The 25,427-nt window shown below is 64.5% G+C and carries 28 protein-coding genes; 14 read left to right on the top strand and 14 right to left on the bottom strand.

The features are described 5' to 3' along the window. Positions 1–419: 419 nt before the first annotated feature. The gene (locus KGM94_RS08985) at positions 420–1,034 is read right to left on the bottom strand and encodes a DUF1629 domain-containing protein (protein WP_300257096.1); all 615 of its coding nucleotides are present in this window, start codon (positions 1,032–1,034) and stop codon (positions 420–422) included. A gap of 70 nt (positions 1,035–1,104) precedes the next feature. Then, positions 1,105–1,872 carry a DUF4261 domain-containing protein gene (locus KGM94_RS08980; protein ID WP_300257093.1) on the bottom strand — a complete coding sequence of 256 codons (768 nt, stop codon included), beginning with the start codon at positions 1,870–1,872 and terminating at the stop codon, positions 1,105–1,107. A gap of 447 nt (positions 1,873–2,319) precedes the next feature. On the opposite strand from KGM94_RS08980, the gene KGM94_RS08975 reads away from it, so the two are divergent. Next, positions 2,320–2,505, top strand: a complete 186-nt coding sequence (locus KGM94_RS08975) for a hypothetical protein (protein WP_300257091.1) — start codon at positions 2,320–2,322, stop codon at positions 2,503–2,505. Positions 2,506–2,716: 211 nt separating this feature from the next. On the opposite strand, the gene KGM94_RS08970 is transcribed toward KGM94_RS08975, so the two are convergent. Next, the gene (locus tag KGM94_RS08970; protein ID WP_300257088.1) at positions 2,717–2,965 is read right to left on the bottom strand and encodes a hypothetical protein; all 249 of its coding nucleotides are present in this window, start codon (positions 2,963–2,965) and stop codon (positions 2,717–2,719) included. Between the two features lie 124 nt (positions 2,966–3,089). On the opposite strand from KGM94_RS08970, the gene KGM94_RS08965 reads away from it, so the two are divergent. Beyond that, entirely contained in the window at positions 3,090–4,304 is a 1,215-nt protein-coding gene (locus tag KGM94_RS08965; RefSeq protein WP_300257085.1) for a mandelate racemase/muconate lactonizing enzyme family protein, read from the top strand. Between the two features lie 43 nt (positions 4,305–4,347). Here the strand turns inward: KGM94_RS08965 and rocF are convergent, their stop codons facing one another. Next, positions 4,348–5,325, bottom strand: a complete 978-nt coding sequence (gene rocF / locus KGM94_RS08960) for an arginase (protein WP_300257082.1) — start codon at positions 5,323–5,325, stop codon at positions 4,348–4,350. A gap of 301 nt (positions 5,326–5,626) precedes the next feature. Here rocF and KGM94_RS08955 point away from each other — a divergent pair, with 301 nt between their 5' ends. Further along, the gene (locus KGM94_RS08955) at positions 5,627–5,887 is read left to right on the top strand and encodes a hypothetical protein (RefSeq protein WP_300257079.1); all 261 of its coding nucleotides are present in this window, start codon (positions 5,627–5,629) and stop codon (positions 5,885–5,887) included. A 2-nt stretch (positions 5,888–5,889) separates the two neighbouring features. On the opposite strand, the gene KGM94_RS08950 is transcribed toward KGM94_RS08955, so the two are convergent. The 3 genes from KGM94_RS08950 to KGM94_RS08940 form a co-directional block, all read right to left on the bottom strand. After that, entirely contained in the window at positions 5,890–7,041 is a 1,152-nt protein-coding gene (locus KGM94_RS08950) for an OpgC domain-containing protein (RefSeq protein WP_300257076.1), read from the bottom strand. An 84-nt stretch (positions 7,042–7,125) separates the two neighbouring features. Then, positions 7,126–9,876, bottom strand: coding sequence for an EAL domain-containing protein (locus KGM94_RS08945; RefSeq protein WP_300257106.1), 2,751 nt, complete (start codon positions 9,874–9,876; stop codon positions 7,126–7,128). Positions 9,877–9,944: 68 nt separating this feature from the next. After that, complete coding sequence (locus KGM94_RS08940; RefSeq protein ID WP_300257073.1) at positions 9,945–11,132, bottom strand: FecR family protein; 1,188 nt, start codon at positions 11,130–11,132, stop codon at positions 9,945–9,947. Between the two features lie 133 nt (positions 11,133–11,265). On the opposite strand from KGM94_RS08940, the gene KGM94_RS08935 reads away from it, so the two are divergent. From KGM94_RS08935 to KGM94_RS08920, 4 genes are all read left to right on the top strand, one after another. Continuing rightward, the gene (locus KGM94_RS08935) at positions 11,266–13,062 is read left to right on the top strand and encodes a POTRA domain-containing protein (RefSeq protein WP_300257070.1); all 1,797 of its coding nucleotides are present in this window, start codon (positions 11,266–11,268) and stop codon (positions 13,060–13,062) included. Positions 13,063–13,218: 156 nt separating this feature from the next. Continuing rightward, positions 13,219–14,049 carry an alpha/beta hydrolase gene (locus KGM94_RS08930; RefSeq protein WP_300257067.1) on the top strand — a complete coding sequence of 277 codons (831 nt, stop codon included), beginning with the start codon at positions 13,219–13,221 and terminating at the stop codon, positions 14,047–14,049. Positions 14,050–14,059: 10 nt separating this feature from the next. Continuing rightward, a complete protein-coding gene (locus tag KGM94_RS08925; protein WP_300257065.1) occupies positions 14,060–14,275 on the top strand; it encodes a hypothetical protein in 216 nt (71 codons plus the stop codon). 39 nt (positions 14,276–14,314) lie between these two features. Beyond that, positions 14,315–14,632 carry a cytochrome c gene (locus KGM94_RS08920; protein WP_300257063.1) on the top strand — a complete coding sequence of 106 codons (318 nt, stop codon included), beginning with the start codon at positions 14,315–14,317 and terminating at the stop codon, positions 14,630–14,632. A 32-nt stretch (positions 14,633–14,664) separates the two neighbouring features. On the opposite strand, the gene KGM94_RS08915 is transcribed toward KGM94_RS08920, so the two are convergent. From KGM94_RS08915 to KGM94_RS25280, 3 genes are all read right to left on the bottom strand, one after another. Then, on the bottom strand, positions 14,665–15,006 hold the full coding sequence (locus KGM94_RS08915; protein WP_300257060.1) for a phasin: 342 nt from the start codon (positions 15,004–15,006) through the stop codon (positions 14,665–14,667). Positions 15,007–15,134: 128 nt separating this feature from the next. Next, entirely contained in the window at positions 15,135–15,320 is a 186-nt protein-coding gene (locus tag KGM94_RS08910) for a hypothetical protein (protein WP_300257057.1), read from the bottom strand. 82 nt (positions 15,321–15,402) lie between these two features. Then, positions 15,403–15,933: a hypothetical protein gene (locus KGM94_RS25280; protein ID WP_366526223.1), complete on the bottom strand. Its 531-nt coding sequence runs from the start codon at positions 15,931–15,933 to the stop codon at positions 15,403–15,405. A gap of 52 nt (positions 15,934–15,985) precedes the next feature. On the opposite strand from KGM94_RS25280, the gene KGM94_RS08900 reads away from it, so the two are divergent. Next, positions 15,986–16,345, top strand: coding sequence for a hypothetical protein (locus tag KGM94_RS08900; RefSeq protein WP_300257054.1), 360 nt, complete (start codon positions 15,986–15,988; stop codon positions 16,343–16,345). 47 nt (positions 16,346–16,392) lie between these two features. On the opposite strand, the gene KGM94_RS08895 is transcribed toward KGM94_RS08900, so the two are convergent. Both KGM94_RS08895 and KGM94_RS08890 read right to left on the bottom strand, forming a co-directional pair. Beyond that, positions 16,393–16,968: a hypothetical protein gene (locus KGM94_RS08895; RefSeq protein WP_300257051.1), complete on the bottom strand. Its 576-nt coding sequence runs from the start codon at positions 16,966–16,968 to the stop codon at positions 16,393–16,395. A gap of 71 nt (positions 16,969–17,039) precedes the next feature. Continuing rightward, positions 17,040–17,498, bottom strand: coding sequence for a GcrA family cell cycle regulator (locus KGM94_RS08890; protein ID WP_366526224.1), 459 nt, complete (start codon positions 17,496–17,498; stop codon positions 17,040–17,042). 226 nt (positions 17,499–17,724) lie between these two features. On the opposite strand from KGM94_RS08890, the gene KGM94_RS08885 reads away from it, so the two are divergent. From KGM94_RS08885 to KGM94_RS08870, 4 genes are all read left to right on the top strand, one after another. Continuing rightward, the gene (locus KGM94_RS08885) at positions 17,725–18,339 is read left to right on the top strand and encodes a S24 family peptidase (protein ID WP_300257048.1); all 615 of its coding nucleotides are present in this window, start codon (positions 17,725–17,727) and stop codon (positions 18,337–18,339) included. Between the two features lie 125 nt (positions 18,340–18,464). Then, on the top strand, positions 18,465–18,737 hold the full coding sequence (locus KGM94_RS08880; RefSeq protein WP_300257045.1) for a hypothetical protein: 273 nt from the start codon (positions 18,465–18,467) through the stop codon (positions 18,735–18,737). A 105-nt stretch (positions 18,738–18,842) separates the two neighbouring features. Then, a complete protein-coding gene (locus tag KGM94_RS08875) occupies positions 18,843–20,024 on the top strand; it encodes a CaiB/BaiF CoA-transferase family protein (protein ID WP_300257042.1) in 1,182 nt (393 codons plus the stop codon). Beyond that, entirely contained in the window at positions 20,021–20,944 is a 924-nt protein-coding gene (locus tag KGM94_RS08870) for a CoA ester lyase (protein ID WP_300257039.1), read from the top strand. The genes KGM94_RS08875 and KGM94_RS08870 overlap by 4 nt, the downstream gene beginning before the upstream one ends. A 52-nt stretch (positions 20,945–20,996) precedes the next feature. Here KGM94_RS08870 and KGM94_RS08865 read toward each other — a convergent pair whose 3' ends face one another. Together KGM94_RS08865 and KGM94_RS08860 are read right to left on the bottom strand one after the other, a co-directional pair. After that, positions 20,997–21,971 (bottom strand): quinone oxidoreductase, encoded by a 975-nt coding sequence (locus KGM94_RS08865; protein ID WP_300257036.1) that lies wholly within the window; start codon positions 21,969–21,971, stop codon positions 20,997–20,999. Positions 21,972–22,031: 60 nt separating this feature from the next. Continuing rightward, a complete protein-coding gene (locus KGM94_RS08860; RefSeq protein ID WP_300257033.1) occupies positions 22,032–22,700 on the bottom strand; it encodes an NAD(P)H-dependent oxidoreductase in 669 nt (222 codons plus the stop codon). 292 nt (positions 22,701–22,992) lie between these two features. Between KGM94_RS08860 and KGM94_RS08855 the strand changes: the two genes are divergently transcribed. Both KGM94_RS08855 and KGM94_RS08850 read left to right on the top strand, forming a co-directional pair. Continuing rightward, a complete protein-coding gene (locus tag KGM94_RS08855; protein WP_300257030.1) occupies positions 22,993–23,940 on the top strand; it encodes a MoxR family ATPase in 948 nt (315 codons plus the stop codon). A 5-nt stretch (positions 23,941–23,945) separates the two neighbouring features. Then, on the top strand, positions 23,946–25,322 hold the full coding sequence (locus KGM94_RS08850; protein ID WP_300257027.1) for a VWA domain-containing protein: 1,377 nt from the start codon (positions 23,946–23,948) through the stop codon (positions 25,320–25,322). The last annotated feature ends 105 nt before the right edge of the window (positions 25,323–25,427 follow it).

Genomic DNA, 25,427 nt, shown 5'->3' with positions numbered 1-25,427 from the left:
AGGCAAGTTGCCTGTCCGCCGGCAAATAGATTCTGTTGCGCGAAGCTTGAATATCGAACAGGTGAAGTTCGGTGAGAGAGCGAATCACATCATTGGAGGCAAAATTCTCCGGGATAATGTGGTGATCTTGCAGCAATGACATTGTTCTGCCCCGGCTATCGATCAGCTTGGGTCGTGAGCTCAAGCTCTGGCGCAAATGCAGGTCGACGCGAGCGCGATGGCCGCGAGAACGTTGCGGGGCGAGCTAGTCAGCTAATTGTGGTGCGCGGAAAGAAGCGAGGAAGAAACGATCCACCAGAGGTGGCTTCGTCAATCCGACGCTGACAGAGGACGGCTTGCGAGACGGTCGACCGGAATGAGTCCCAGTTCAGCCTCCACGACCGAGCAGCAATCCCGTTACGATGGCCGACTCACCGGCCTCACAGAGGTTTGGAAGCGTCCCGAAACTTCAGGCCTCTTAGGCTAGCAAGCTTGCAGGCATCCTTCAATTCCTGGTCACAGAAGACATACGAATCGAGGAGGACATCGCGGAACACATGAACGTCGCGAGGAAAATCTTCGCGAAACTTGAGATCGGCATTACCGAGATGGTAGAATTTGATACCCGTCTTCTGATGGTGTCCGATGTTCATGCGTGATCGCGTCTCATCGATCGCCTCGACAACGCGGACCACGTCGCAAAACCAATAGCCCGGCCCCGGTTTCCCGTCAGGAAGCCGGACGTCACAGTCCAGGAAGTCAAAGCCGTCAGGATCGACAGTCTCCAGCAGCAACTTCATTCGGTCGGAAATGAGCCAATAGGCGTCAAGCTGCATCATGTCTGGCGGAAGTCCCTTCTTCTTATCGACAACAAGCAGTGGCTTCTCGGGGAATTTCGAAAACCCTCGGGAACGCGGCGCATGAATCGCATACGGGCCAATCAGCACGTTCCAATTTACGAACTCGCAGCTTCCCTTGCTGCGCCAGTTGAACCCCATCTCGTAAAACTTGCGCTTGCGCCTCCGCACAGAGGACGTTGGTTCTGGGCTGCCCATGATGGAACCTTATCGCAGTTAAACTCTGCTTCCGGAAGCACGCACCTGAGCGCTTTTCCAAGCTTCTTCCCTATGCTGTAGCTGCGCTCACAAACAGCACCGGAAGTCCGGAGAATTGTGGAGACGTCATGTGCCGAACCGTGAACCGCTCCGTTTCGCTCGAGCCGATCGTGTCGCCATCGGAGACGACCGGGCCGTGCTCGACCAGATAGGCAGCAAGCCCGGCGACCTTGTCGAGCATCGCCCGAAGCGTGAGCTTCTCAGTCTCGAATTCGATCTCGCGTCCGGCGAACGCCGACAGACCCATCGTCACCGCGCCGATCCCCGTCTCTGTACGGAACGGCAGGATATCCACCCAGAGCGTGAACGGATAATCGGGAAACGGCGCAAAGGACTGACGGGACATGTCCAGCCAGAGTCTTGCCGGCCGCGCGACTTTGGCGTCCCACACCACGCCGCAACATTCGGGGATGGCAGCGATCAGTGCACCGACGACGGCAGTGCTGGTGCGTGCCGCCGGCAGCCGCTTTTCACCTTGGCCAAGGGCCGAGACAATGAGGTGACCACGATGCCGCGCCGCCACCATCTTGCCGTCCGGCCAGGTCGTCGTAGTGCGTGACCACAGGCCCGCATCCTCCGGAATGGGCGCTGGCATCGACATGACGGCAACGAGGTGGTCGCCGCAGCGAATGAGCGGCGAGCCCGCCGGACTTTGGTCCTCTCGGCCACCGAATTCGGTCCGCAACTCCGGATGTCGCGCGTGAAGGGCCCGGGTAACCGCGGACATGTCGGGCGTTACGGGTTTCTCCAACAGAACAAGAGCCAGTGGATTGCTCATCGTCGGTCCTGCTCCCTGTTTTTTCGGTCGCCTCGATTGACGAAGCGGTCGCAATCGAAGCCCGGCATCTGTCAGACCCGACGACCTGTTCTCGCAGAAGTAGCAACCGACCGTAGAACATAACGAGAACATAATCAAGCAGCCAATGAGGCCCGACCGGCGGCTTCGTACCGTTGGGCGGTTCCTCCGTGACCTGTGGCGGGCAATGCGTCGCATTTTATCCGAATGCGACAGTCCGGATTCGGCGGAATGAAATCTCTTTGCGGGATCATTCGGACATGAAAATGCCCGCGACCGACTGAAGGCGGCCGCGAGCTTTTGGAAATTCCGATCGTGCCAATATACCCCTGATTTGCCCGACGGGTCAACCGATATTTTGGTAAATCAGAAAAATGCAATCGCGCCATGTTGCGGCGCAACCGCGTTCCGAGCAGAAGGAGATGACGAATGTATTTCGTCGCCGTCGCATTGCTTGGGCTGTCGGGGCTGTTCTACTCCGCCGGCCATCATGAAATCGGCTCGTTCGGCGTCAGCGTGTGCACCTATGGCAGCGCGTTCTGCGACAATCCCATGATCGTGCTCGCGGGCGCGGGTCTGGCCGCCGCCTGGGGCATGTTCGTCAGCGTGCGCTAGCCGCCGCCATCTGCGGCGCATTCGCGCGACCTGAGGGATTGTGCGGTCGGGAGGCTGCGACGGCCGGCTCAGGCTGGCGTCAGCGCCGCCGAGATCTGAGATGCGATCACGAACGCCGCGAATACGGCGGGCACGCTGATCAGCCTGAGAAACTGGTCTACGGAAAGCATCGCTGTCATCCCCCAAGACAGCGCGGCCGTGCGAGCCGCGCCTAGTCCACCCGTTGCGCGATTTGCTGGTCGGCCGTGAGAAGCTGATCGGAAATGGCGGCCCCACTGATCGTGAGCAGCGCCAAAAGCGAGATGATGGCCAACGTCTTCATGATTTGAGGGTCGGTTCCGATTGTGGCCAAAAACGTCAGCGACTGGTGCATTTTCGGGACGATCCCGGGAAAGATCGTGGCTATTTCGAACCGTTGCCGCCGGTTTTCCCATGTTCGAGACGCGCCGGCGCCGGCCAATCCGTCGTCCCGCGCTTCACTCCGATGCCCCGTTGGCTTAACAAGTTTCCTGTACGGGCCGGTTGCCGCGATTGCGACCGGACCATGAGACCGAGAAGGTCCGACGGGGCCGCCAGGGAGCGACATGACGACATCATCAAGAGCAACGGGTCTCGAAATCCTTGCCTGCGACGCCGGCTGGCGAAACTATCATTTCGTCAAGCTGACCACGGAAGATGGCGCCGTCGGCTGGAGCGAATTCGACGAGGGGTTCGGCTCGCCCGGGGTCGGGGCCGCGATCCAGCGCCTGTCGGCCCGCGTGATCGGCCAGAACGTGTTCCAGCACGAGCGCATCCATGCCGAGCTGTTCGCTGCGACCCGCCCGGCGGCCGGCGGCGTGGTGGCACAGGCGCTCGGCGCGATCGAGAACGCGCTGCTCGACGCCAAGGCGAAGCTTCTGGGCGTGCCCTGCTACGAGCTGCTCGGCGGCAAGATCCGCGACCGCGTCCGGGTCTACTGGTCGCACTGCGCCACCTGGCGCATCAATCATCCGGCCTGGTACAAGCCGCCGATCAAGAACCTCGACGGCGTCAAGGCGATCGGCCGCGAGGTGCGCGAGAAGAAATTCACCGCCCTCAAGACCAACATCTTCTCCTACGACGACGGCAAGCCGACGGGCTGGCGGCCCGGCTTCGGCTCGCCCTTCGCGCCCGAGATCAACGTCGACCGCAAGGTCCTGCGCGACCTGCACATGCATCTCGAGGCCATCCGCGACGGCGCCGGCCCGGACGTCGACATCCTGCTCGACTGCAACTTCAACGCCAAGACCGAAGGCTACCTGAAGATTCTGCGTGAGATCGCCGACATCGACATGTTCTGGGTCGAGATCGACAGCTTCAATCCGGAGGCGCTCGGCTACATCCGCAGGCAGAGCCCGCACCCGATCTCGTCCTGCGAGACGCTGCTCGGCTTGCGCGAATTCCTGCCGTATTTCCGCGAGCAGGCGATGGATGTCGCGATCATCGACACGCCGTGGAACGGCGTCTGGCAGTCGATGAAGATCGCAAACGCCGCGGACGCCTTCGAGGTCAACGTCGCCCCGCACAATTTCTACGGCCATCTCTGCTCGATGATGAACGCGCATTTCTGCGCCGCCGTGCCGAACCTACGCATCATGGAGATCGACATCGACCGCCTGTCCTTCGACCACGAGCTGTTCACCCACGAGCCGGAGATCCAGAACGGCCACCTCGTCATTCCGGATCGGCCCGGCTGGGGCACCGAGCCGAACGAGGAGGCGCTGCGCGCGCATCCGCCGAAGACGACCGGCGGACTCCTCAACTACGGCCGCAAGGGCTGAGCAGGCCTTCGTCTCGGCTCCATGCAGGCGGCGATGCGGCCGCCTACTCGCCGGGCGCGATCGCATTGCTGGGCGTCGTCCGGTCGGTGATCTGCTGCCCGAACAGGCTGCCGATCAGTTCGACGGCCGTGCGCGCCGTGCGGCCGCGCTCATCCAGAAACGGATTGAGCTCGACGATGTCGACCGAGCGGACCAGCCCGCTGTCGTGCAGCAGTTCCATGATGAGATGCGCCTCGCGATAGGTCGCTCCGCCCGGCACCGTGGTGCCGACGCCGGGCGCGACGCACGGATCCAGGAAATCGACGTCGAAGCTCACATGCAGCACGCCGTCGCGTTCCTTCACCCGCTCGACGAAACGCCGAATCAGGACGGCAACGCCGAACTCGTCGATCTCCCGCATGTCGGCGACCCTGATCCGGCGCGTCCGCATGAGATCCCTTTCCAGCCTGTCGATCGAGCGCGTTCCGAACAGTTCGAGCCTGTCGGGCGCGATGGAGGCGCGCGGCTCCTCGCCGAGCAGGCCCTCGAGCCCCGGCTCGCCGCACAGGAACGCGGCCGACATGCCGTGCATGTTGGCCGTGATCGTGGTCGCGGGCGTGTTGTAGTCCGCATGCGCGTCGAGCCACAGCACGAACAGCTCACGGCCGCACTCCTGCCAATGCCGGGCCATGGCGTTGACCGAGCCCATCGACAACGAGTGGTCGCCACCCAGAAAGATCGGGATCGCCCCGCTTCGGGCGATCTCATAACCGCGGCGGCTCAGTGCGCCGGTCCAGCGCTGGATTTCCCTGTAGTGATTTGCCCTGGCGGGCGGATCGTCCGCGCGATCGGCGATACCGGCAATCGACAGATCGCCATGATCCTCAACCGTCAGGCCGAGGCCTTCGAGCAACGTCGCAAGGCCGGCGGTCCTGAGCGCGGCCGGCCCCATCAGCGTGCCGCGCTGCGAGGCCCCCATGTCGATGGGAGCGCCGAGCAGCGCGATGCGCCGACCCTCTTGGCAGTTGGTCCGATCGGTCACGGCCCTCTCCTGGAACGACGGCTCCGGTCCTGACGTCGCAACCTAACAGAGATTCGCATCCGTCATTTTGCGGTGATGGGCGCAAGAAAGCGGCGAACGCATCGTCGCAGTTCCTGCCCGATCGGTCCGGGTCTCCGGAACCAACGCCCCGGCTCCGCATTCTTCAGATGAGGCCGGCACCCGCCGTTCACAACGGCGCCTGTCGCGGATAGCCAAAGGTCGTCCGACCCGCTGTTCAAAACGAGCGCCGCAGGGATAGCCAAAGGTGCCGGCCCCGTTGCACGCAACATGGAGACCTCCCGTGAACACGGACTCGCCGGAGCCTGCCACCCAGCCCGGGATGGCCGAGCGCGCCATCGATACCGCGATCGACGTCTCCCGTACGTTCGGCGAGGTCACGGGAGGCCTGCACGCGGCCGTGGACCGCCTGACCGCCGCCATCGAGGAAGCCCGCAAGCCCGGCAGGCCGCTCGCAACCGTCGCCGCAATCACGCGCGAGGCGCCTCTCACCAGCCTGCTCATCGCCTTCCTGCTCGGAGCGGCGATCGCGCGCCGGCGCTGAGGTCAGAACAGCTTCGGCCCGCGACGGTCGAGCTGGGCCTCCCATGTCGCCAAGGTCGCCGCCACGATCATCGCGACCACCCCCGCAATGCTGACCGCGAGTTGTGCGGCAAAACTTTCGGACACCTCGGTCATGATGACCATGCCCGCAAAGGAGAGCAGCACGCCGAAACAGTACATCGACAGGGAGTTCTCCCCGCAGCGAATCATCGCAATCACGAGCGGTCGCATCGGGCCTCGCCACTCCGACGGCGTCAGCCGCGAAACCACCACGGCCAGCGCGAGGAAGTGCAGCAGGCGGACCGGCGCGAGATGGCTCTTGTAGATCGGGTAGATCAGCTTGTTGACGCCTTCCGGAATCAGCGACTTCAGGATGTCGATTTCCCAGCTCAATGTGAAGACCAGGCTGAACGACAGATAAAGGACCGCGACGAACAGGGTGGCGTGCGACTGCACCAAAGGCCGGATGACCTTCGTCCCTCCGCCCGCGTACCAGGCGCCGAACACGAACAGGAGCTGGAACGCGAAGGGATTGAAGTACAATTCGCCGGTCGGCCACGCCGGCACGTGCCAGCTATAGCGCTGGACCATCAGATACAGCACGAATGACCCCGCCAGCGCGACCGCAGGGGCCCGCAGCAGAACCCACAGCAGCACGGGAAACCCGAGGTGCAATAGCACGAAGGTCGGAAGGACGTCGGTGTTGACCGGCGTATATTGCAGCATCAGCGCGTGAAACACGGCCGGTCCCGGATCCCTGAAGAAGAAGGCGGTATTGGTCTCGCCGGTATATCCCTCGCCGCCGCCGACCAGCCAGATCAGCGCGATATAAGCGACGAACAGCAGCAGGAACGCGCAATAGATCTCGAGGCTGCGCCGGACGGCCCGCGCAATGATCGTGAGCCAGCCTTGCTCGGCCAAGGCTCCCCCATAGGCCAGCATGCAGGTATAGCCGGACACGAAGAAGAATACCTCGGTAGTGTCGCTGAAGCCGTAGTTGCGCAACGTCAGCCACGCCAGCGAATTGTCGGGGATGTGGTCGATGAAGATGAACCACAGCGCAAGGCCGCGACAGGCGTCCAGCCGCAGGTCGCGATATCCCTTCAGACCGTGCGGCGACCCGGCCTTGGCCAACTCCGACTGATAGTTCGTCACGATCGCATTGAGCCCCACACGACGGGCGTTCTGGCTCCATGATACCGATTCGGAGGGATTTGTCTTTATGGCTGCGGGCCGGGCTCAGGCGGCTCCGACCGCCGCGCGCGACGGCTGTGACGCCATGAAGCGCTGCTCGAACGCGTCGGCCTGCATCGGGCGGCCGAAGAAGTAGCCCTGTCCCTCCTCGCAGCCCATGCGGACCAGGAAATCGGCCGTGGCGCGATTCTCGATGCCTTCGGCGATGACGGACAGGCCGAGCTGCTTGCTCAGCCCGATGGTCGAGCCGACGATCGCCGCGTCGTCCGGATCGGCGAGCAAGCCGAGCACGAACGATCTGTCGATCTTCAGTCCGTCCAGCGGAAGCTTCTTCAGATAGCTGAGGCTCGCGTAACCGGTTCCGAAGTCGTCGAACACGACGCGGACGCCGAGATCCTGAATCCGCTTGAACATGTCGAGCACCCGCGCCTCGTCGAGCAGCAGGATGTCCTCGGTGACCTCGAGCTCGAGCAGCGAAGGCGTGAGCCCGGTGGCTTCGAGCAGCTCCGAAACGGCTCGGGCGAGATCGCCCGAATGCAGTTGCGAGGGCGACAGATTGACGGCGACGCGGACGGGGTGGCCGGACAGCTCCCAGGCTCGTGCCTGCCTGCAGGCTGTCTCCATGACCCAGCTCGCGATCCGCTCCGACAGCGCCGAGGTATTGACCACCGGCATGAACTCGCGGGGCGACACGTAGCCGCGCTCGGGATGCCGCCAGCGGATGAGCGCCTCGGCGCCGGCCAGCGATGCGTCCACCAGGCGGACCTGCGGCTGGTAGAACAGTTCGAACTCGTGGCGATCGGCGGCCAGTGCAAGCTCGCTCTCCAGCGTCAGCCTGTTCTCCAGCTCCTGCCGGATGGCGTTTTCGAAGACCACGTGGCGGCCGCGGCGCGTCGCCTTGGCCCGGCACAATGCGAGATGCCCGTTGCTGAGAAGCTCGTCGGCATTGTGCCCGCCCTCGGGATGGACGGCGACGCCGATACTGACCCTGATGCGGTGCTGGCGCGTGCCGGCGGCGAGTGGCCGATCGAACGCGCGGATGATGCGCTCGGCGAGTTGCACGATCGGTTCGCCCGCCTCGGCGCAATCGAGCGCGACGACGAATTCGTCTCCGCTCAATCGCGCGACGATCGCCTTCTCGCCCGCTTCGGCGCGCAGGCGCGCGGCCACCGCGCGGAGCACGAGGTCGCCGGCGGCATGACCGAGCATGTCGTTGATCTGCTGGAAGCCGTCGAGCCCGAGCACGAGAAGCGCGACCTCGCCGGACCGCCGCTCCGCCGCAGCAATCAGGCCGAGCAATCCCGCATGCAGGGTGTTGCGATTGGCGAGACCGGTCAGGGAATCATGTTCGGCGAGATATCTGATGCGCTCGGCCTCGCGCTTGCGCACCGAGATGTCGCGCAGGATCGCGCCGTACTGGAATCCGTCGGTGCCCTGCCAGCCGGAGAAGCTCGCTTCGACCGGGAATATCTCGCCGTTCTTGCGCAATCCCTCGAACTCGACGACGACGGCTCCGCCGGGAACTAAGAGCGCCTGGCGTGTGGCGTCCTGCATCGAAAAGCCCGGCGTGCGACCGTCGCTGCGCGCTGCGCACAACGTTTCGAAGGGGCGGCCGATCATCTCGGCCCGCATGTAGCCGAAGATCGCGCTCGCGCCGGGATTCCACACCGTGATCCTGTGGGCCTCGTCGGTGCACACCAGGCCGTCGCCGAGCGACATCGCGATACGATGAAAGCGCCTTTCGGCGATACGGCTCAACAGGCCGCGGAAGTCGATTTCGTCGAGTGCGATCGCGGCAAGATAGACGACGACGGCGATGTGGAATAGCGACGTGTCGATCACGAGCGGCCAATTCGACTGCACGAAGTTCGCACCGAGCTCCACGGCTGCGCCCATCGTGACGAGCATCGCGACCCGGACGCCGGGACCAAAGCGACGCCATGACGCCACCATCAGCAGGCACAGCAGGAACAGACCGGGCACCATGCCCGTGTCGGAGGTCCAGCGTAGCGTCCGATGCTGCAGGATCGATTCTGCCGCGAGCGCCTGGAGAACCGGCCCAGAGGCGATGACGCCGTTCGGCACACTGACGCGGTCGCCGAGTTCGAGCGCCGTTGCCCCGACGATGACCTTCCTGTCTTTCAGTCCGGCGAGCGTGGCGGCGTCGCCGCGCAGGACGTCGACAAAGGACACGCGCGGGATCGAGGCCGCGCGGATGCCGAAATCGATCAGGAAGGGCGCGCTTCGATTGCTGTAGTGCCCGGCCAGAACCGCGGACATCGACGGCAGGAAGGCGTCGCCGATCCTCTCGCCGAACGGATATCGGCGAACGAGTCCGTCAGGCTCCACCGTGACGTTCACCAGTGCCGACCAGGCCTGGTCGGCGAACTGCCTCAGCGGGCGATTGACGTGAAGCCCGGCGCCGTTCGGCGCGGGCTGCTTGAACGAAGGCAGAATGGTCGAGCCGCCGGCCTCACGCAGGGCCTCCACGAACGCCTGGTCGGATGCTTCGTCGGACGGCGAACTGAAATCGACGTCGAAGGCGACATCCTGGACGCCCGCGCTCTCGAGCCGTTGCAACAGTTCGGCATGCAACCGCCGCGGCCAGGGCCATACGCCGATCCGGTCGATCGACGGCGCATCGATGCCGACAACGACGATGTTTCCGCTGGCTTCGCGCTGCTGCCAGCCGAAGCGCAAGTCCGTGAGCGCGTTGCGGAGCGCGCCGTGCCATCCCGTGGACAACACGACAGCCAGCGCGGTCACGACCAGAATATGCGGCCGATAGCCCTTCACCTTGTCCCCCTGCACGGCCGGCGCCAGGCCGGGCCGTGCTCCCCTCGACGACGCAATGGCCTCAGGCGCTAGTGCTTGCTGCGCCCGTAAGCGTTGCCCTGACCGTTGCTCCCGTTGCCGCCGCCATTGCCGTTGCCGTTACCATTGTTGCCTTTGCCGTTACCGGTGGCTCCGCTGTTGCCATTGCCCTGGCCGTTGCCATTGCCATTGCCGTTGCCGTTGCCGGAGTTGCCGGCATAGTCGCTCGACGATCCCGCCACCGCAGCAGCAACAGCGCCGCTCGATGACGCCGCGCTCGTCGCACCGACGCTAAGCGCGGCTGCGGTCTGACCGGCGGTATTTGAATTGGTCGTGGTAGTGGTCGTGCTCGCTCGCGTGTCGCTCCAGACGGTATCGGCGTTCGCGTTGGATGCGTTCCTCACCGCACCGGGAGGGACCGATGATCCACGCGCGAGCCCATGCGTGACCTTATGGAAGTTCACCTTGACTTCGCCGAGCGCGCCGGAGATCCGCACCGCGGACGGCCTGGAGGTCGATCCGCCGGCCGCCTTGTCGACGCGATTGAGCGCATGGAAGGCGCGGCCGTTCGAGGCGTCGCGCGGAGCGGACAGTCCCGATTTCGGCACCCGAATGGGCTCGATCGACGATGCGCGCGGCTTGCCCTGTTCGATCGGGTTGAAGCTGCCGGAGCCGCTCAGGCTGAGACCTGGCTTGCCATGCTCGAACGCCGTGGCCGCCTGGCCGGGCATCACCTGGGCGATCTGGCCGGTCCTGAAGTCGGAGACCTCGACCTGGCCCCGGAGCACGCCGACCCGGGTGCTGCCGGCATTCACGGTGACGCTGAACCGCGTTCCCTTGACGACGGCGGCAAGATAGGGCGTTTCGACCTCGAAATGCTTGACGTTGCGCTTCTCGACTTCGAGCAGGATCGAGCCCGCCTGCTGCAGGATCGTGGTCGAGAGCCCATCCTTCTTCTCGGCCGGTACTCCGACCACCGAATTTGGCGCGATCATAATCGTCTCTTCGCCGCGAACGAGCAGCACACGTCCGTTGCGTCCGGTGCGGATGGTGTCGCCGGGCTTGAGGGTCTCGTCCTGCTTCAGGGACGTTTGCTGGACGCCTTCGGTCGCGATCCAGACGTCGCCTGACGCCTTGCTGACCGACCAGATTCCGTCATCGGCGGCCGATGCGCTCGAGGCTGTTCCCAGTACCAGCGCCGCCAACAAAGCGCGCCGCATTCCAACGCTACCGAACATGATGGACTCCTCAGTCCGCTTTACAGCTGGCCCTGAGGCTTACCGGAAATGTTTCAAGATAGGATTAGCTGCCGCCCGGCTGCAAATGCGGCCGCATTAACCAAACGTTGACCATAAAAAACTATGAAAAATCATGTGGCTAACAATCCCTTTGCAGGTCGGTGGCAAGCTACCGTTGAACTCCGGTAGCAGGAGGAGGCCACTCCTACGACGACGGTATTTTCATACTTCTATAATACTTTTCTCGTTTACTTTTACAGGAATTTCGTACGCCTTCGCGCAACAGGCGAACCAGCCCGGCTTCGACCCCCGGCAGACCGAGAAGTATTTCGAGTCACAAACCGAGCAGGCCGGGCACACCCGCAGCTCCGTAAGACTACCGACACTCGCCCGACCCGAGACGGGCGCCGACACCAGGCCGCAATTCATCCTCCGCGGCATCGTCGTTCATGGCGCTCGAGCGATATCGCACGAGCGGATCGTCGCGGCCTACCAGGCCTATCTCGGCCGCATGGTTTCCCAAGCCGACCTCGCCACGATCGCCGGTGCGATCGGCGACGCCTATCGCGCCGCCGGCTTCCACCTGAGCCGGGCGATCGTGCCGCCGCAGGATATCCAGGATGGACACGTTCATATCCGGGTGATCGAGGGCAGCATCGTCGCGACCGAGTTGAAGGGCGACGGCGCCGAGCAGTTCGGCGTCCGGCCGATGCTCGATCCGGTCCTCGCCGAGCATCCGTCACGACTGGCAACGCTCGAACGCCAGCTGTATCTGATCAACGGCACGCCCGGCGTCCGGATCACCGACACCGCGCTCGAGGAAATCGGCGAGGCGAGCGGCCGGTTTCGCCTCGTCGTCTTCCTCAAGACCTGGCACATCTACACGTCGTTCGGCCTGGATAATCTCGGCTCTTCGTCGGTCGGCCCCTGGCAGACCTACGCGACGGGGGCGTTCAACTCCTACCTGCGACCGGGCGACACGTTGGGTCTCAATCTCTCCACCATCGCCAACGATCCGCGCGAGTTGGGCTTCGGTCGCCTGTTCTACGACACGCCCGTCGGGATCGACGGCGCCCGCATCGGCGTCGCCGCGGTCTACAGCGAGGCGCGGCCGGGCGACATCCGGCGCCTCTACAACGACGTGACGCGGACGGAGGCGATCGAACTCAAGGGCAGCATCGTGCCCCTGCAATCGCAATCGTCGACGCTCACGCTGACGGCCGCCGCAGCCTTCAGCAACGTGTCCGAGCGCGACGTATTCGGTCCGTGGTACAACGACCATATCAGGATCGCGAGCCTGACTTCGGACTACCGACTGCAGGATCGGTTCGGCGGCACCAACTACGTGACGTTGACCTACCGACAGGGACTCGACATCTTCGGCGCATCCCATTTCGGCGACGATTTCGTGTCGCGCGACGGCGCCGCGCCGAACTTCTCGGTCCTGAACTTCTGGTTCGCGCGCTACCAGACGCTGACCGACGCCTGGTCGGTGAAGATCTCCGCGGCCAGTCAGACGGCGTCCGGGCCGCTGTACACGTCGCAGCAATTCTATCTCGGCGGAGCGGCGTTCGGCCGCGGCTATGGCGCGGCCGAGATCAGCGGCGACAACGGGCTCGCCGGCTCGTTCGAACTGCGCTTCGACCAGCGGCTCAATTACCGCTACTGGAGCGGCTATCAGCTGTACGGCTTCACCGAGGCGGGCGCGGTCTGGAACGACGGTTATCGCCTGGGCGACGGCCTAGCGCTGACCTCGGCCGGCGCCGGCATTCGCCTGTTCCTGTGGGACGACCTGCAGGCCGATCTCGGCGTGGCCTTTCCGCTCAGCCACCGGGCGCCCGACAACTCGCGACGCGACGCGCGCTTCCTGTTCACTCTTTCGAGCGCGATGAAGCTCTGCCCGCAGCGCGGCACGGGTCGCTGCCTCTAGCTGACATTTGTACTGCGGTGCACACGCCGAAGACCGCCGATTCCCTGCGCCCGCTGCCGCAAGCTTTCCCAAATTTAATCCTGCCGGCCCCTCACGATCGCTCGACCGGCACGTTCCTCATCACCATGTTTTGTTAAAAGCAATCGGGATGAAGCGATGAAGAGGGCTTTTGCGATCCTGACTTTCCTTTGCGTCCTTGCCGCCGGCGAATACGTCGTGGTCAGCAAGTTCGCCATTCGTCACGAGACGCTGGGCTTCTTCGATGCCTCCCGTCAGCGTCCGATCTCGGTCGATCTCGCCGTCCGGCGCGATTACCAGGCCAAGGCCGATCTCGACCTCTGGAAACTTCCGGTCGCCGTCATCAGCAACGGCAACACGGTGCGCAACACCGAGTACTCGTTCCTCGCCAACGCGCTCGCCGCGCGCGGCTATCTCGTTGCCAGCATCCAGCAGGACCTGCCGAGCGATCCGCCCCTGATGACCGTCGTCGGCGCGCCCTATGTCGGCCGCCAGCAGGTCTACATGCGCTGCGAGGCCAACATCCTGTTCGTGCTGGGCAAGCTCAGGAAGCTGCAGCCGGAAGCCGACTACGACCACGTCACGCTGGTCGGCCACTCGAACGGCGGCGACGTCTCGATGTACGTGGCCAAGCAACATCCGGAGATGGTGTCGAAGGTGATCACGCTCGACAATCTGCGTGTGCCCTTCGTGCTCAGCGACCGCCTGAAGATCCTGTCGTTCCGTTCCAAGGACCCGAATTTCGTGACCGATCCCGGCGTGCTGCCGACGCCCGAACAGGCGAGGTCCCGCGGCATCGACATCATCAATACCGGAGCCCAGCACACCGAGCTGAGCGACCGCGGCCCCGATTCGGTGAAGGAAAAGATCCAGGCGACGCTCGATCGGTTCCTGCGCAGCACCGCGAGCAGCGCGCTGGCGCCGGCCGATACGACGAGCCCGATGATCATGAACCCCGCCGACTACTAACCAGGCCGCCTTGCGGCAGATCAAGGCGGCCTGTGGCCGGCCGCGCGAGAAAGATCGCCGTCAGGCGCCGGAGAAGCAATTGTCGCACTACGCCGAAAGCCTTAAGCTGCCCGTGGCGAGAGCGCCGGAATTCGTCCGTCGTGTCTGTCGCTCCGCCCGCAAGCTGGTCCGGTCGGTCGTCGCCCGCATCGATCTCTCGCAATTTCCGGGATCGTGCTGCGGCTGATCGCGGCCCGTTGCGGAACAGGTGGTTCAGGGAAGGCCAATGCGCGCGTATGTGAAGAGCTTTTCGGTTTTGCTTGCGCTGGCCGCAAGCGTATGCGGGTCGGCGGCGTTCGCCGCTGACGCCAATCACGGCGCCGATCTCGCCAAGCGCTGGTGCGCGGGTTGTCATGTCGTGACCAGCGATCAGAAGCAGGCCAGCGCCGACGTCCCGGCCTTTACGACGATTGCGCGCAAGCCCGACTTCAGCGCGGAGAAGCTCGCCTTCTTCCTGCTCGACCCGCATCCGAAGATGCCGAATTTTCCCTTGAGCCGAAGCGAAGCCGCCGACATCGCGGCCTATATCGGGTCGCTGCGTTAGCCTAGTTCGGGCGATGCGAGCCTGGCCGCAAATCAGGACTTGCCCTTCCCGGTCGGCATCAGGCTGCCGGTCATCTGGCGCATATGGTCGCCGGCGCTGGTGAACTGGCTCCTGAGGAATTCCGACTGGATGCGCATGGCTTCCTGAATATCGGTGGCGTGAACGAGCTTGCGCGCGTGCTCGAAGGCCGACTTCATGTTCTGCTCGGTGAAGGCAAGCGCCTGTTTGGAGACCTCCGAGCCGGTCCCCGGCACCGACGACATCGATTTGGTGGCCGCCTCGAAGAACAGACCGAATGCCTTTTCGGCCTGGTCGATCGTTTTCTCGGCCAGGTCACGCAATTCGGCCGGAACTTCGAGTTTGGGTTCGATCATGTCGGCGTCCTCCGTTTTCCGTGACTGAATATCACAATTCCCGGATGACGTCCTAGGCACACCGGCGCGCGACGGCGCCGCTCGGTCGTCTCCGTCCGCCAGCCCGACCCGCGGTCGTGCCGTTCGGTTCAGGACAGGGGGTGATCGGAAATCAGGTCTTCTGTCGCGAGATCCTCGACCAGCCTGATGACTTCGAAACGCTGGCGGGGTTCGAGTTTGAGAAAGGCTCGCAGAAGCCGCAGACTTTCGATCGTCTGCCTCGAGGGCGCTCCCAGCTTCAGGTGCAGTTCACCCGCGAAATTGACGTTCTTCATCTCGCACCTTATGACCAGGACAGCGCCCCGCGCCGACAAGCGGCTCGGCCTCAAACCGCTCGATCCACTCGACAGGTTGCAATTATGCCAAGGAACAACTCTTCCAGCAAGCCTCGGCTCCGAAGCGGAAATACTCTCTTCCCGTAATTCCCGGGAACGGGAATACGCGCGCTCCGCGGCCGGAAGCGGCGGCATTTTCGCCGCTTGCCGCCTTGATCGACGTCAATGCGATGCGGCGCGCTTTGCTTTCGAACATGAACAGACCAAAGTGATCGCGATGCAGACATATTATTTCGATTTGAAGGATGGCGTTCCCACCCGCGACCGGCGAGGCCTCCAGTTTTCCTCGCCGGCGGACGCCATCGCCCACAGCAAGGATCTCGCGCAACGCCTGCGCGCCGAGCGCCGCGTCCAGGACCGACGATTGACGATCAGCGTCCTCGACCAGTCGGGCACCGAGGTGCACCGCGAGCCGGTCTATCCGGATCACCCTGTCGAACGCCGATAGGTCCGGATCGAGAGCGGCGGCGTTGCTCCCCGGTGGCGTGAACCGCCCGGCGGCAGCATGCGACCAAGGCCCGTGCGATACGGCCACACGGATCACGGGCGCCATGGCTGACCTCTCTCGACGATCGGGGCGCGCGTCAGCACCAGAGGAAGATTGGATGATGTCTCGCTGCGATCTCGTCAAGGGCGCCGCGCTTGCCCTGCTCGCTTTTGTTTCCATACACGGCGCATCGGCGCAGGAGGCCAGGATGAACCTGTTCAAGATCGTCACCGTCAAGGACGAAATCGTGATCGGGCTCAGCGCCGAAGAACTCCAGGCGCTCGGCGGCAACGATGCCAGCGCGGTGGCCCATGCGCTCGCTCAGAAAGGCGACCTCACGGTGTGGCAGTACAATGTCCACCGCGGCACGGGCGGCGAGTTGCAGCAGACGCCGACCGCCAGGATCGGCTTGCTGGCCAATTCCTCGCTTCGAGTCGAGCCCTACGCAACACAGTACCAGATCGTCCCGCACCCATAGGCCGCAGCGACCAGGCGCCGACGCGCCCACCTTCAGCGCCTGGAGTCTCAGCGGCCCGAGTCCTGGGGCGGAGGTGCTGCTTCCGTGGCAAATCCGTAGATCAGCGCCAGCCGATCCAGGCATTCGTGCAGCCGCTTCGCGAAATAGTCGCGCCAGCGCTGGCTGCGCACGGCGCGGCGCTCGCCGATCTGGTCCATGGTGAGCCCGAGGACCAGCACATCGCGCACCAGCCCGGCGCCGTCGACGCCGAGCTCGCGCTCGATGCGATTCAGTCGCAGCACCGCCTCGCGCTGGCTCTCGGTCACGGCCTCGCGGGCTGGCACGCCATCGACATATTCCCGCGTCGGATCGACCGCCTGCGGCCCGCGCTCCGCCCGCTCCCAGTCGCTCTGGAAGGCGCGGCCGCCGCGGTACTGCGCCTCGTCGATCTGATGATGGGAATGCAGCCGCCCGAGCGGATCGTGGCGGATCGACCGCAGGGCCACGATCCTCTCTCCCGGATCGAGCGCCAGCGGGTTATCGACCTCGACTTGCGCCACTTCGACATTGAGCGGCAGGTCGTGCGACCGCCGGTCGTAGGTTTTCGTCAGCCGATCGGATTTGCTGCGCTTGACGCGTGCCACCTGGATACTCCTTGCGGAATCGGGGTTTTGAAACGGGCTGGTGTCGTCGCTCCGCGGTGCCGATCGGCTCGTCAGGCGACAAGCCTCAGCACGACGGGCCGTGCGGCCGGTCGTGGCGCCGTGTCGGGGCCGGTGGTGAGGCGACGATGTGGCGCGCAGTAGCTCGAGCCGGAGCACCGCGGATGGCCGCAGAAGGAAATGTCCTCCCCCTCCTTGTCGCCGCCATAGGGGTAGCGGCAGTCCTCCGGCCCGAGTTCCAGCAACGAAATCAGCCGCGGCCGGATGCCGACACAGCGCAATTTCACTGGTTTCGCCGGCACGAAGGCCGATTTGGGCGGCCGGACCGGGAGCGGCTGGGGCCACGGCCGGGTCGATCCGGGACTGCCGGGCAGGGACGGCGCGAGCGGCGGGCAGGCCGGCGGCGGGAGCACGCCAAGGCCCATCCGCCTAGCTCGACCAAGCACCGCGTTCCGCGTGTAAGTCGTTCCAAACCTGGCGTTAATCCGTCTTGCGATTTCCGAGAATGACATTCCCTTGGCGAAATAGTTGCACAGCGCGCCGGAGTGCTCCGGCGGCCAGGTACTGGGTTCCATCGTGTCTGCCTTGTTCTGCGCCACGGGCCATGCACGCCCGTGGCACATCGGACATTCCGATATTCCGAATCAAAAGTCAAGAGAAAATTCTGTATTTCGTAATTGCTTCATTTCAGAATTTCGGATTAGAAGGACGTAACCATGGCCAACCGAGGGAATCACCATGCTGGACGTTGCGATGATCGAACGGGGCCTGAAGCGGACGGGCAAGAGCAAGGGCGGCCTCGCCGAAGCCATGGGCGTGCGTCCGGGCGCGGTGTCGGAAATCCTCGGTGGCGAGCGCTTGGTCAAGGCCTCGGAAATTCTGCCCATCATGGAGTATCTCGAGCTCAATCTCGCGCCGATCATGGGTCGGGTCGGCGCCGGCGCCGTGATCGAGCCGGACTACGAGCAGGTTCCCCCCGAGGGGCTCGGCGACGTCGCCCTGCCCTTCCCGATCATGGAGGAGACCGTTGCTTTCGAGGTGATGGGCGATTCGATGCTGCCCAAATATGAGAGCGGCGACGTGATCGTCGTCTACAAGGACCAGCGCTATCCGCTGTCGAGCTTCTACGGCGAAGAGGCCGTGGTCCGGCTGAAGACCGGAGAGCGCTACCTGAAGACCATCGAACGGGGCAAGACCCCCTCCGTCGTCAACCTGACCAGCTTCAACGCCAAGCCGATCGTCGGCGTGAAGCTGGAATGGGTCGGCGAGATCTGCCTCAGCATGCCCAAGGGACAGCTCGAGCGCCTGCGCTCCAAGTCGGCCCGGGGCCGCAAGGGATCCAAGGGCAAGTAATTTGATCTGCGGCGGACTCCGAAGCCAATTTTCGATTCTCAGAATTTTGACCTTGACGGAATTCCGTTTATCGGAAATACTGCATCCTGCCTCGCGACGGCCGAGGCGGGATCGAGACACGTCTGATGCGGTATTTCGTCGTGATGATCGACTATGGACGGCGCGGCCGCGAGGCGATCGTCGATCCGGAAGTAACCCGGCGGCAGGTCGTTTCCCGCGTCGCTTCCGGTGAATACAGGAACGTCTGTTTCATTCATGAGATTGCGGACTCCTCGGTCGAGGACGTGACGGAGGACATCCTGGCCGAAGCCGCCCTCCCCGAGATCGAGCCCGACCGGATCGATATCCAGGCGCTCGACTTCGACCATGCCCGCGACCTGCGCAAGCATCAGGCGTAGCGGCGAACCGTTCGGCCTCCTGCGCCCGCGAAGCCGCCTCGCCCGGTTTGCAGCTTCTTCGTGCAACCGGCTATACCGGATCAAAAGAACGTCTGGAGGACGCGCATGAACCCGAACCCGCCGGCCCTGCCGCTGTCCGGCATTACCGTCGTCTCGCTCGAGCAGGCCATCGCCGCCCCGCTGGCCAGCCGGCATCTGGCGGACTGGGGCGCGCGCGTCATCAAGATCGAGCGGCCCGACAAGGGCGATTTTTGCCGGCATTACGACTACGTGATGAACGGCATGTCGAGCCAGTTCGCCTGGACCAACCGTTCCAAGGAAAGTCTTGCGATCGACGTCAAGAGCGCGAAAGGCCAGCGTGCAATCGCGGCCATTCTGCCCCACACCGACATCTTTATCCAGAACCTGGCGCCCGGCGCGGCGAAGCGGCTCGGCCTGGACGCAGCCACGCTGGTCGGACGCTTCCCGCGCCTGATCGCCTGCGACGTGTCCGGCTACGGTACCGGCGGTCCCTACGGCCGAAAAAAGGCCTACGATCTGCTGGTGCAGTGCGAGGCCGGATTCCTGTCGATCAACGGCACGGAGGAGCAGCCTGCGAAATGCGGCCTTGCCGTCGCGGACACCGCGACGGGAATGTACGTCGCCAACGGCGCGCTGATGGCGCTGTTCAATCGCGAGCGCACCGGCAAGGGAATGGCGTTCGAGGTTTCGCTGTTCGATTCCATGACGGAATGGATGAGCTATCCGGCCTACTACACCGCAGGTGCCGGCAAGCCGCTCCGCCGCACCGGCACGCGCCACGCCACGATCGCACCCTATGGTCCCTTTCGCACCGGCGACGGCGTCGTCTTTTTCGGTATCCAGAACGAACGGGAATGGCTCGCGCTCTGCGAACAGGTGCTGGGGGATGCACCGCTCGCCGGCGATCCGCGCTTCCACACCAATCCGCAACGCATGCAGAATCGCGATGAGCTCGAAGCCCTGATCGAGCAGAGGTTTGCAAGATTCTCCGCCGCCGAACTCCTCGATCGTCTCGAAGCCGCGTCGATTGCCAACGCCGGCATGAACGATGTCGAGGCCTTCCTCAGGCATCCGCAGCTTCATGCCCGCGACCGCATCGGCAAGGTGGGGTCGCCCAACGGACCGCTGATGAGCTTTCTGCCGGCGATCACCATTCCCGGCGTCCAGCCGGTCATGGGCGACATACCCGCCGTCGGTCAGCATACCGAGGCGATCCTCGCCGAATTCGGTCTCCTCGACACGCCGAAGGAAGCATCGAGGGGATGACCGTGCAGCGCCTGACCCGCACCTATCTCGCCGTACCTGCGCATCGTACGCGCCACGTGCAGAACGCCGCTGCCTCCAGCGCCGATGCGGTCTTTCTGGATCTCGAGGATGCCGTCCCGGCTGCGGAGAAAGCCTCTGCGCTCGAAGCGGCGGTGATTGCACTGACGACGCTGGATTGGGGCCGCAAGACCGTCGCAGTCCGATTGAACGCCTTCGACAGCCCCTCGATCGGGCAGGAGATCGAGCGCCTGGGTTCGCTCGCACGGCTCGACGCCGTCATCATCCCGAAGGCCGAGCAGGCGAGCGATGTCGTGGAGACCGGCCGCTGCATGGCGGCCGCCGCCGGCGGGCGCGATGCGCCGGTCGAGATGGAGCTCCTGATCGAGACCGCGCGCGGGATCGTGAATGTCGAGGCGCTGGCGGCCCTTCCCTCCGTGACTGCGCTGCATTTTGGCGTCGGCGATTTTGCGGCTTCGATCGGCGCCCGCAGCACCGAGATCGGCGCCTCGCCTGCAGGCTACACGCTCGTCGGCGGCGCGGCCGAAGGCCATCGGGAAACGCCGCTCGATCTCTTCGCCTACCCGATGATGCGGCTTCTGGTCGCTGCGCGCGCCTTCGGCCTGCGCGCAATCGACGGGCCTTGCGGAGCATTCCGCGATCCCGTCATGACCGCGGCGTCGGCCGCGAAGGCCGCGGCGATGGGCTTTGACGGCAAGCAGGTGATCCATCCGAGCCAGATCGAGCCGACGCGCGATGCGTTCGTCCCCAGCGCGGACGAGCTTGCCTACGCCGAGCGGGTGATGGCCGCTCTCGAGGAGGCAGAACGAAACGGCCAGGCCGCGGTCACGGTCGATGGCAAGATGGTCGACACCGCCAACATCCGAATGATCAGGCGGCTCTTGAGCTTCAGGCAGCCGTAATCCGACACGGTCGACGCCCGCTCGGAAGCGGACGTCGACGCGCTTGCCTTCGTCACACCGTCAGCACGGTCGATCCGGTGGTCTTGCGCGCGGCGAGGTCGGCATGCGCCTTCGCCGCATCCTTCAGTGCATAGGTCTGATGCACCTCGATCTTGACCGCGCCGGATTTCACCACGGCGAACAGCTCGCCCGCCATCGCCACCAGGTTTTCGCGCTTGGCGGCGTAGGTGAACAGCGTCGGGCGCGTGACGTAGAGCGAGCCCTTCTGCGCGAGCAGGCCGAGATTGAGCGGCTCGACGGCACCCGACGACTGGCCGAACAGCGCGGCGACGCCGAGCGGCGCGAGGCAATCCAGCGATTTCAGGAACGTGTCCTTGCCGACGGAATCGTAGACCACCGGCACCTTCTTGCCGCCCGTGATCTCGTCGACGCGCTTCACGAAATCCTCGCGGGTGTAGATGATGACATGGTCGCAGCCGTGCGCCCTGGCGAGCTTCGCCTTCTCGTCGTTGCTGACGGTGCCGATCACGGTTGCGCCGAGATGCTTGGCCCACTGGCTCAGGATCAGTCCGACGCCGCCGGCCGCCGCATGCAGCAGGATGGTGTCGCCGGCCTTCACCCGGTAGGTCTGACGGATCAGGTACTGCGTCGTCAGTCCCTTGAGCATCATCGCGGCTGCGGTCTTGTCGTCGATGCCGTCGGGCAGCTTCAGCAGGCGATCGGCGGGAATGAGCCGCACCTCGGAATATGCGCCGAGCGGAGAGGCGCCGTAGGCTACGCGGTCGCCCGGCTTCAGGTCGGTGACACCGGGCCCGACCTCCTCGACGATCCCGGCGGCTTCGCTGCCGAGCCCGCTCGGCAACTGCGCCGGATAGAGCCCGGAGCGATTGTAGATATCGACGAAGTTGAGGCCGACCGCGGTATGGCGGATGCGCGCCTCGCCGGGCCCGGGCTTGCCGACTTCGACCTGCTCCCAGACCAGGACTTCCGGACCGCCGGTCTTGTGAAAACGTATGGCATGCGTCATGGGCGTTGCTCCCTTATTGTTCGGATTGGCGCGGTGGCGAGAGGGGTTGCGGATCGTAGCTCAGTAGATGCCGACATCAAGCGGCGTTTCCTCGGCAATTTTGTTGAGACGGGCGGCATAGGCCGAAAGCAGCTCAGTCCGTTGCGCCTCGTCCAGCCGAACCGGGCCGTACACGATCTGCGGCGCGAGCACGTCGAAGCCGACGAACTGCAACATGCCGCGATGGATCGGCCGCAGGATGGCATCGAGGTCGCCATTGAAGGCGCCCTTCGGATAGGCCTGCTGCGGACCGCCGGTGGTCAGCGACAGCATCGCGCGCTTGCCCTTGAAGACGCCGTTGGCATAGAGCCGCTCGCCGCCATAGGTTCGCCCCATGGCAAAGACCCGGTCGACCCAGCCCTTGAGCATGCCGGGAAGGCCGAACCACCACAGCGGAAACTGCCAGATCATCAGGTCGCACCATTCGAGCTTCGTGATCTCGCGCTCGAGGTCGTCGGCGAAGCCGTAGGTCTCGGTAGCGTGAAGCTCCTCGAGTTGCTGCTTGAAGTAGTCGGGGTTCTTCAGCGTCAGGAAGTTGTGCCGGCCGGACACCGGATTGAATTGCATGGTGTAGAGATCGGATGTCGCAACTTCATGCCCGGCCGCACCAAGCGTCTCGACCGCGGTCTCAAACATCGCACCATTGAAACTCTTCTGCTCGGGATGGGCGAAGACGATCAGAGCCTTCATGGTGCAATTCCGCCGGCGTCGAAACAGGTGTTCGTTTGCCGCTACCCTACACATCGCTGACATGAATGTCACAGCGTTCGGCAAATAGGGCCGTTCCTCGTCTGTTCGAAAGAAGCGATGACGGTGCCCGGACGGGAAAAGGTAGATCACGATCCGGCTCCTCCGCGCCGACGTTCCGCCCTGCGTGTCAGGCGCCCTTGACCTCCCGGAAATGCGGACCAGACGAGGCTTGTTCTTTGCCGCCAAGGGGGGCAGAACAGCTATCGAACACGACCATCGGGAGCGCCCCTTCGTGGCAGATCAGAAGGCCTCGACCTCGATCGAGGCAGTGGAGAGCGGCCTCGCCGCGCAGGGCTACATCGCGAGCCGGCAGATCGCGACCGCCGTCTATTTGTCGCAGCAGATCGAGAAGCCGATCCTGGTCGAGGGCCCGGCGGGCGTCGGCAAGACCGAGCTTGCCAAGGCGATCGCCGCCTGGCGCGGCATGAAGATGATCCGCCTGCAATGCTACGAGGGCCTGGACGAGGCCAAGGCGCTCTACGAGTGGAAATACGCCAAGCAGCTCCTCTACACCCAGATCCTCAAGGACAAGCTCGGCGAGGTGCTCGGCGGCGCTCAGACGCTGCATGCAGCACTCGGTCAGCTCCATGATTTCGGCGACGTGTTCTTCTCCAAGGAATTCGTCGAGCCGCGTCCGCTGCTGCAGGCGCTGGAGCAGCCCGGCGGCTGCGTGCTGCTGGTCGACGAGATCGACAAGTCGGATGCCGAGTTCGAATCCCTGCTCCTCGAAATCCTGTCCGACTTCCAAATCACCATTCCCGAGCTCGGCACCGTTTCCGCCATCACGCCGCCGACCGTGATCCTGACCTCCAACAGCGAGCGCGACCTCGGCGACGCCCTGAAGCGGCGCTGCCTGCACCTGCATATCGGCTTCCCCGAGCAGCGGCTGGAGGAACGCATCGTCGAGAGCCGCGTGCCCGGCATCTCGCAGATGCTGCGTCGGCAGATGGTCGGCTTCATCCACGAGCTGCGCACGCTCGACCTGAAGAAGCTGCCGTCGGTCAGCGAGACCATCGACTGGGCGCGCGTGCTGGTGCTCCTGCAGGCGGGCGAGCTCGACACCGAGATCGTCAAGGACACGCTCAACGTGCTCCTGAAATACGAGGCCGACATCGAGGCGGCGCAGCCGCACGTCTCGACCTTCATCGCCAGGGCGGCACGGCACAACGTGTTCGGGTAAGCCCGATGCGCGAGAACCTGCATCGCTTCTTTCGGGCGGCGCGGGGCGCGGGCGTCCGGGTCTCGCCCGCCGAAAGCATCGATGCGATGCGCGCGGTGGCCAAGGTCGGCTTCGGCGACCGCGGCATCCTGCGCGACACACTGCTGCTGACGCTTGCCAAGACGCAGGACGAAAAGCTCGCGCTCGCCGACACGTTCGAGCTGTTCTTCAGCCCGCCGGAGCCGAAGCAGGAACAGCTCGAGGCCGACGACGGCCGCGATCCGCAGGACGCCGATCGCGGCGCCGAACCCGACGCCGCCAACGATTCCGGCGGCAGCCAGTCGGCCGAGGGCCTGGGTCCACTGGCGCAGATGCTGCTGTCACAGGATCGTAATGCGATCGCGGCCGCGATCGCCGGTGCCGCCAACGCTGCCTCGCTGTCCGACATCCGCTACTCGACCCAGCGCGGCATCTTCTCCAGCCGCATCCTCGATGCCATGGGCCTGCAGCGGCTGCGCGACGACCTCGACGACTTGACCGCGACCAATCCCTCGCTCGCCGAACGGCTGCGCGCCGCCCTCGACGGCCTGCGCGAGGCGGTCCGCGATACCGTCAATCAGGGGCTCGCGCTCTACGCGCGCGAGGAGGCCGAGAATCTGCGCAACGAGATCCTGCGCAACGCGCCGCTCGCCCGCATCGAGCCGCGCCAGGTCGAGCAGATGCGCGCACTGATCCGCCAGATCGCGCGGCGCCTGCGCGAGCGCTACTCCAAGCCGCGCAAGCGCCAGCGCCGCGGCCATCTCGACGTCCGCCGCACGCTCCGCCGCAATGCCGCCTGGGGCAGCGTGCCATTCCTCACCGCCTGGAAGCGCAAGCATCGCGACCGGCCGAAGATCGTCGCGCTTTGCGACGTCTCCGGCTCGGTCGCAAAAGTCTCCGACTTCTTCCTGCTCCTGATCCACTCCCTGCACGAGGTGGTCGACGACGTCCGCTCCTTCGCCTTTTCCTCGCACCTGATCGAGGTCAGCGCCATCCTGGAATCCAAGTCGCCCGAGGCCGCGATGGCCGAGATCATGAGCAAGGTCGGCTTCGGCTCGTCCGACTACGGCTCCTCGCTCGACGATTTCGAGCACGAGTTCATGAGCACGCTGACGCCGCAGACGACCGTGATCGTGCTGGGCGATGCCCGCAGCAACAATCTCGATCCCCGCGCCGACATCCTGCGCCGCATCTCCGAGCGGTCGAAGCGGCTGGTCTGGCTCAACCCGGAAGGACGCATGACCTGGGGCTTTGGCGATTCGGAGATGCCGCGCTACGCGACGTTCTGCAGCGTGGTGCGCCAGTGCGCCACCGCCCAGCAGCTCGAGCGAGCGGTCTCCGACATCGTGGCGACGTATCAGTAGGCGGCAGGCGTCTCGCCCGCGGCTGCGTGCCGATTGGCGGAAGCAAGATTGCACTCCCTGAAATGATGGGCGATCTCGTCGAGCGCGCACTGTTCCCACTCCTCG

Source organism: Bradyrhizobium sp. (genome assembly GCF_028868675.1).
Lineage (GTDB): Bacteria > Pseudomonadota > Alphaproteobacteria > Rhizobiales > Xanthobacteraceae > Bradyrhizobium.
The sequence above is the reverse complement of the archived record's forward strand: the minus strand, read 5'-3'. Positions and strand labels throughout refer to the sequence as shown.

What these genes read in the sequence shown, in the direction of transcription:
- KGM94_RS08985 (WP_300257096.1), bottom strand. Translation starts at nt 1,034, where the DNA reads ATGGGCAGCCCAGAACCAACGTCCTCTGTGCGGAGGCGCAAGCGCAAG.
- KGM94_RS08980 (WP_300257093.1), bottom strand. Translation starts at nt 1,872, where the DNA reads ATGAGCAATCCACTGGCTCTTGTTCTGTTGGAGAAACCCGTAACGCCC.
- KGM94_RS08975 (WP_300257091.1), top strand. Translation starts at nt 2,320, where the DNA reads ATGTATTTCGTCGCCGTCGCATTGCTTGGGCTGTCGGGGCTGTTCTAC.
- KGM94_RS08965 (WP_300257085.1), top strand. Translation starts at nt 3,090, where the DNA reads ATGACGACATCATCAAGAGCAACGGGTCTCGAAATCCTTGCCTGCGAC.
- KGM94_RS08940 (WP_300257073.1), bottom strand. Translation starts at nt 11,132, where the DNA reads ATGTTCGGTAGCGTTGGAATGCGGCGCGCTTTGTTGGCGGCGCTGGTA.
- KGM94_RS08935 (WP_300257070.1), top strand. Translation starts at nt 11,266, where the DNA reads ATGTGGCTAACAATCCCTTTGCAGGTCGGTGGCAAGCTACCGTTGAAC.
- KGM94_RS08930 (WP_300257067.1), top strand. Translation starts at nt 13,219, where the DNA reads ATGAAGAGGGCTTTTGCGATCCTGACTTTCCTTTGCGTCCTTGCCGCC.
- KGM94_RS08920 (WP_300257063.1), top strand. Translation starts at nt 14,315, where the DNA reads ATGCGCGCGTATGTGAAGAGCTTTTCGGTTTTGCTTGCGCTGGCCGCA.
- KGM94_RS08915 (WP_300257060.1), bottom strand. Translation starts at nt 15,006, where the DNA reads ATGATCGAACCCAAACTCGAAGTTCCGGCCGAATTGCGTGACCTGGCC.
- KGM94_RS08910 (WP_300257057.1), bottom strand. Translation starts at nt 15,320, where the DNA reads ATGAAGAACGTCAATTTCGCGGGTGAACTGCACCTGAAGCTGGGAGCG.
- KGM94_RS25280 (WP_366526223.1), bottom strand. Translation starts at nt 15,933, where the DNA reads ATGGCGCCCGTGATCCGTGTGGCCGTATCGCACGGGCCTTGGTCGCAT.
- KGM94_RS08900 (WP_300257054.1), top strand. Translation starts at nt 15,986, where the DNA reads ATGATGTCTCGCTGCGATCTCGTCAAGGGCGCCGCGCTTGCCCTGCTC.
- KGM94_RS08890 (WP_366526224.1), bottom strand. Translation starts at nt 17,498, where the DNA reads ATGTCATTCTCGGAAATCGCAAGACGGATTAACGCCAGGTTTGGAACG.
- KGM94_RS08885 (WP_300257048.1), top strand. Translation starts at nt 17,725, where the DNA reads ATGCTGGACGTTGCGATGATCGAACGGGGCCTGAAGCGGACGGGCAAG.
- KGM94_RS08880 (WP_300257045.1), top strand. Translation starts at nt 18,465, where the DNA reads ATGCGGTATTTCGTCGTGATGATCGACTATGGACGGCGCGGCCGCGAG.
- KGM94_RS08875 (WP_300257042.1), top strand. Translation starts at nt 18,843, where the DNA reads ATGAACCCGAACCCGCCGGCCCTGCCGCTGTCCGGCATTACCGTCGTC.
- KGM94_RS08870 (WP_300257039.1), top strand. Translation starts at nt 20,021, where the DNA reads ATGACCGTGCAGCGCCTGACCCGCACCTATCTCGCCGTACCTGCGCAT.
- KGM94_RS08865 (WP_300257036.1), bottom strand. Translation starts at nt 21,971, where the DNA reads ATGACGCATGCCATACGTTTTCACAAGACCGGCGGTCCGGAAGTCCTG.
- KGM94_RS08860 (WP_300257033.1), bottom strand. Translation starts at nt 22,700, where the DNA reads ATGAAGGCTCTGATCGTCTTCGCCCATCCCGAGCAGAAGAGTTTCAAT.
- KGM94_RS08850 (WP_300257027.1), top strand. Translation starts at nt 23,946, where the DNA reads ATGCGCGAGAACCTGCATCGCTTCTTTCGGGCGGCGCGGGGCGCGGGC.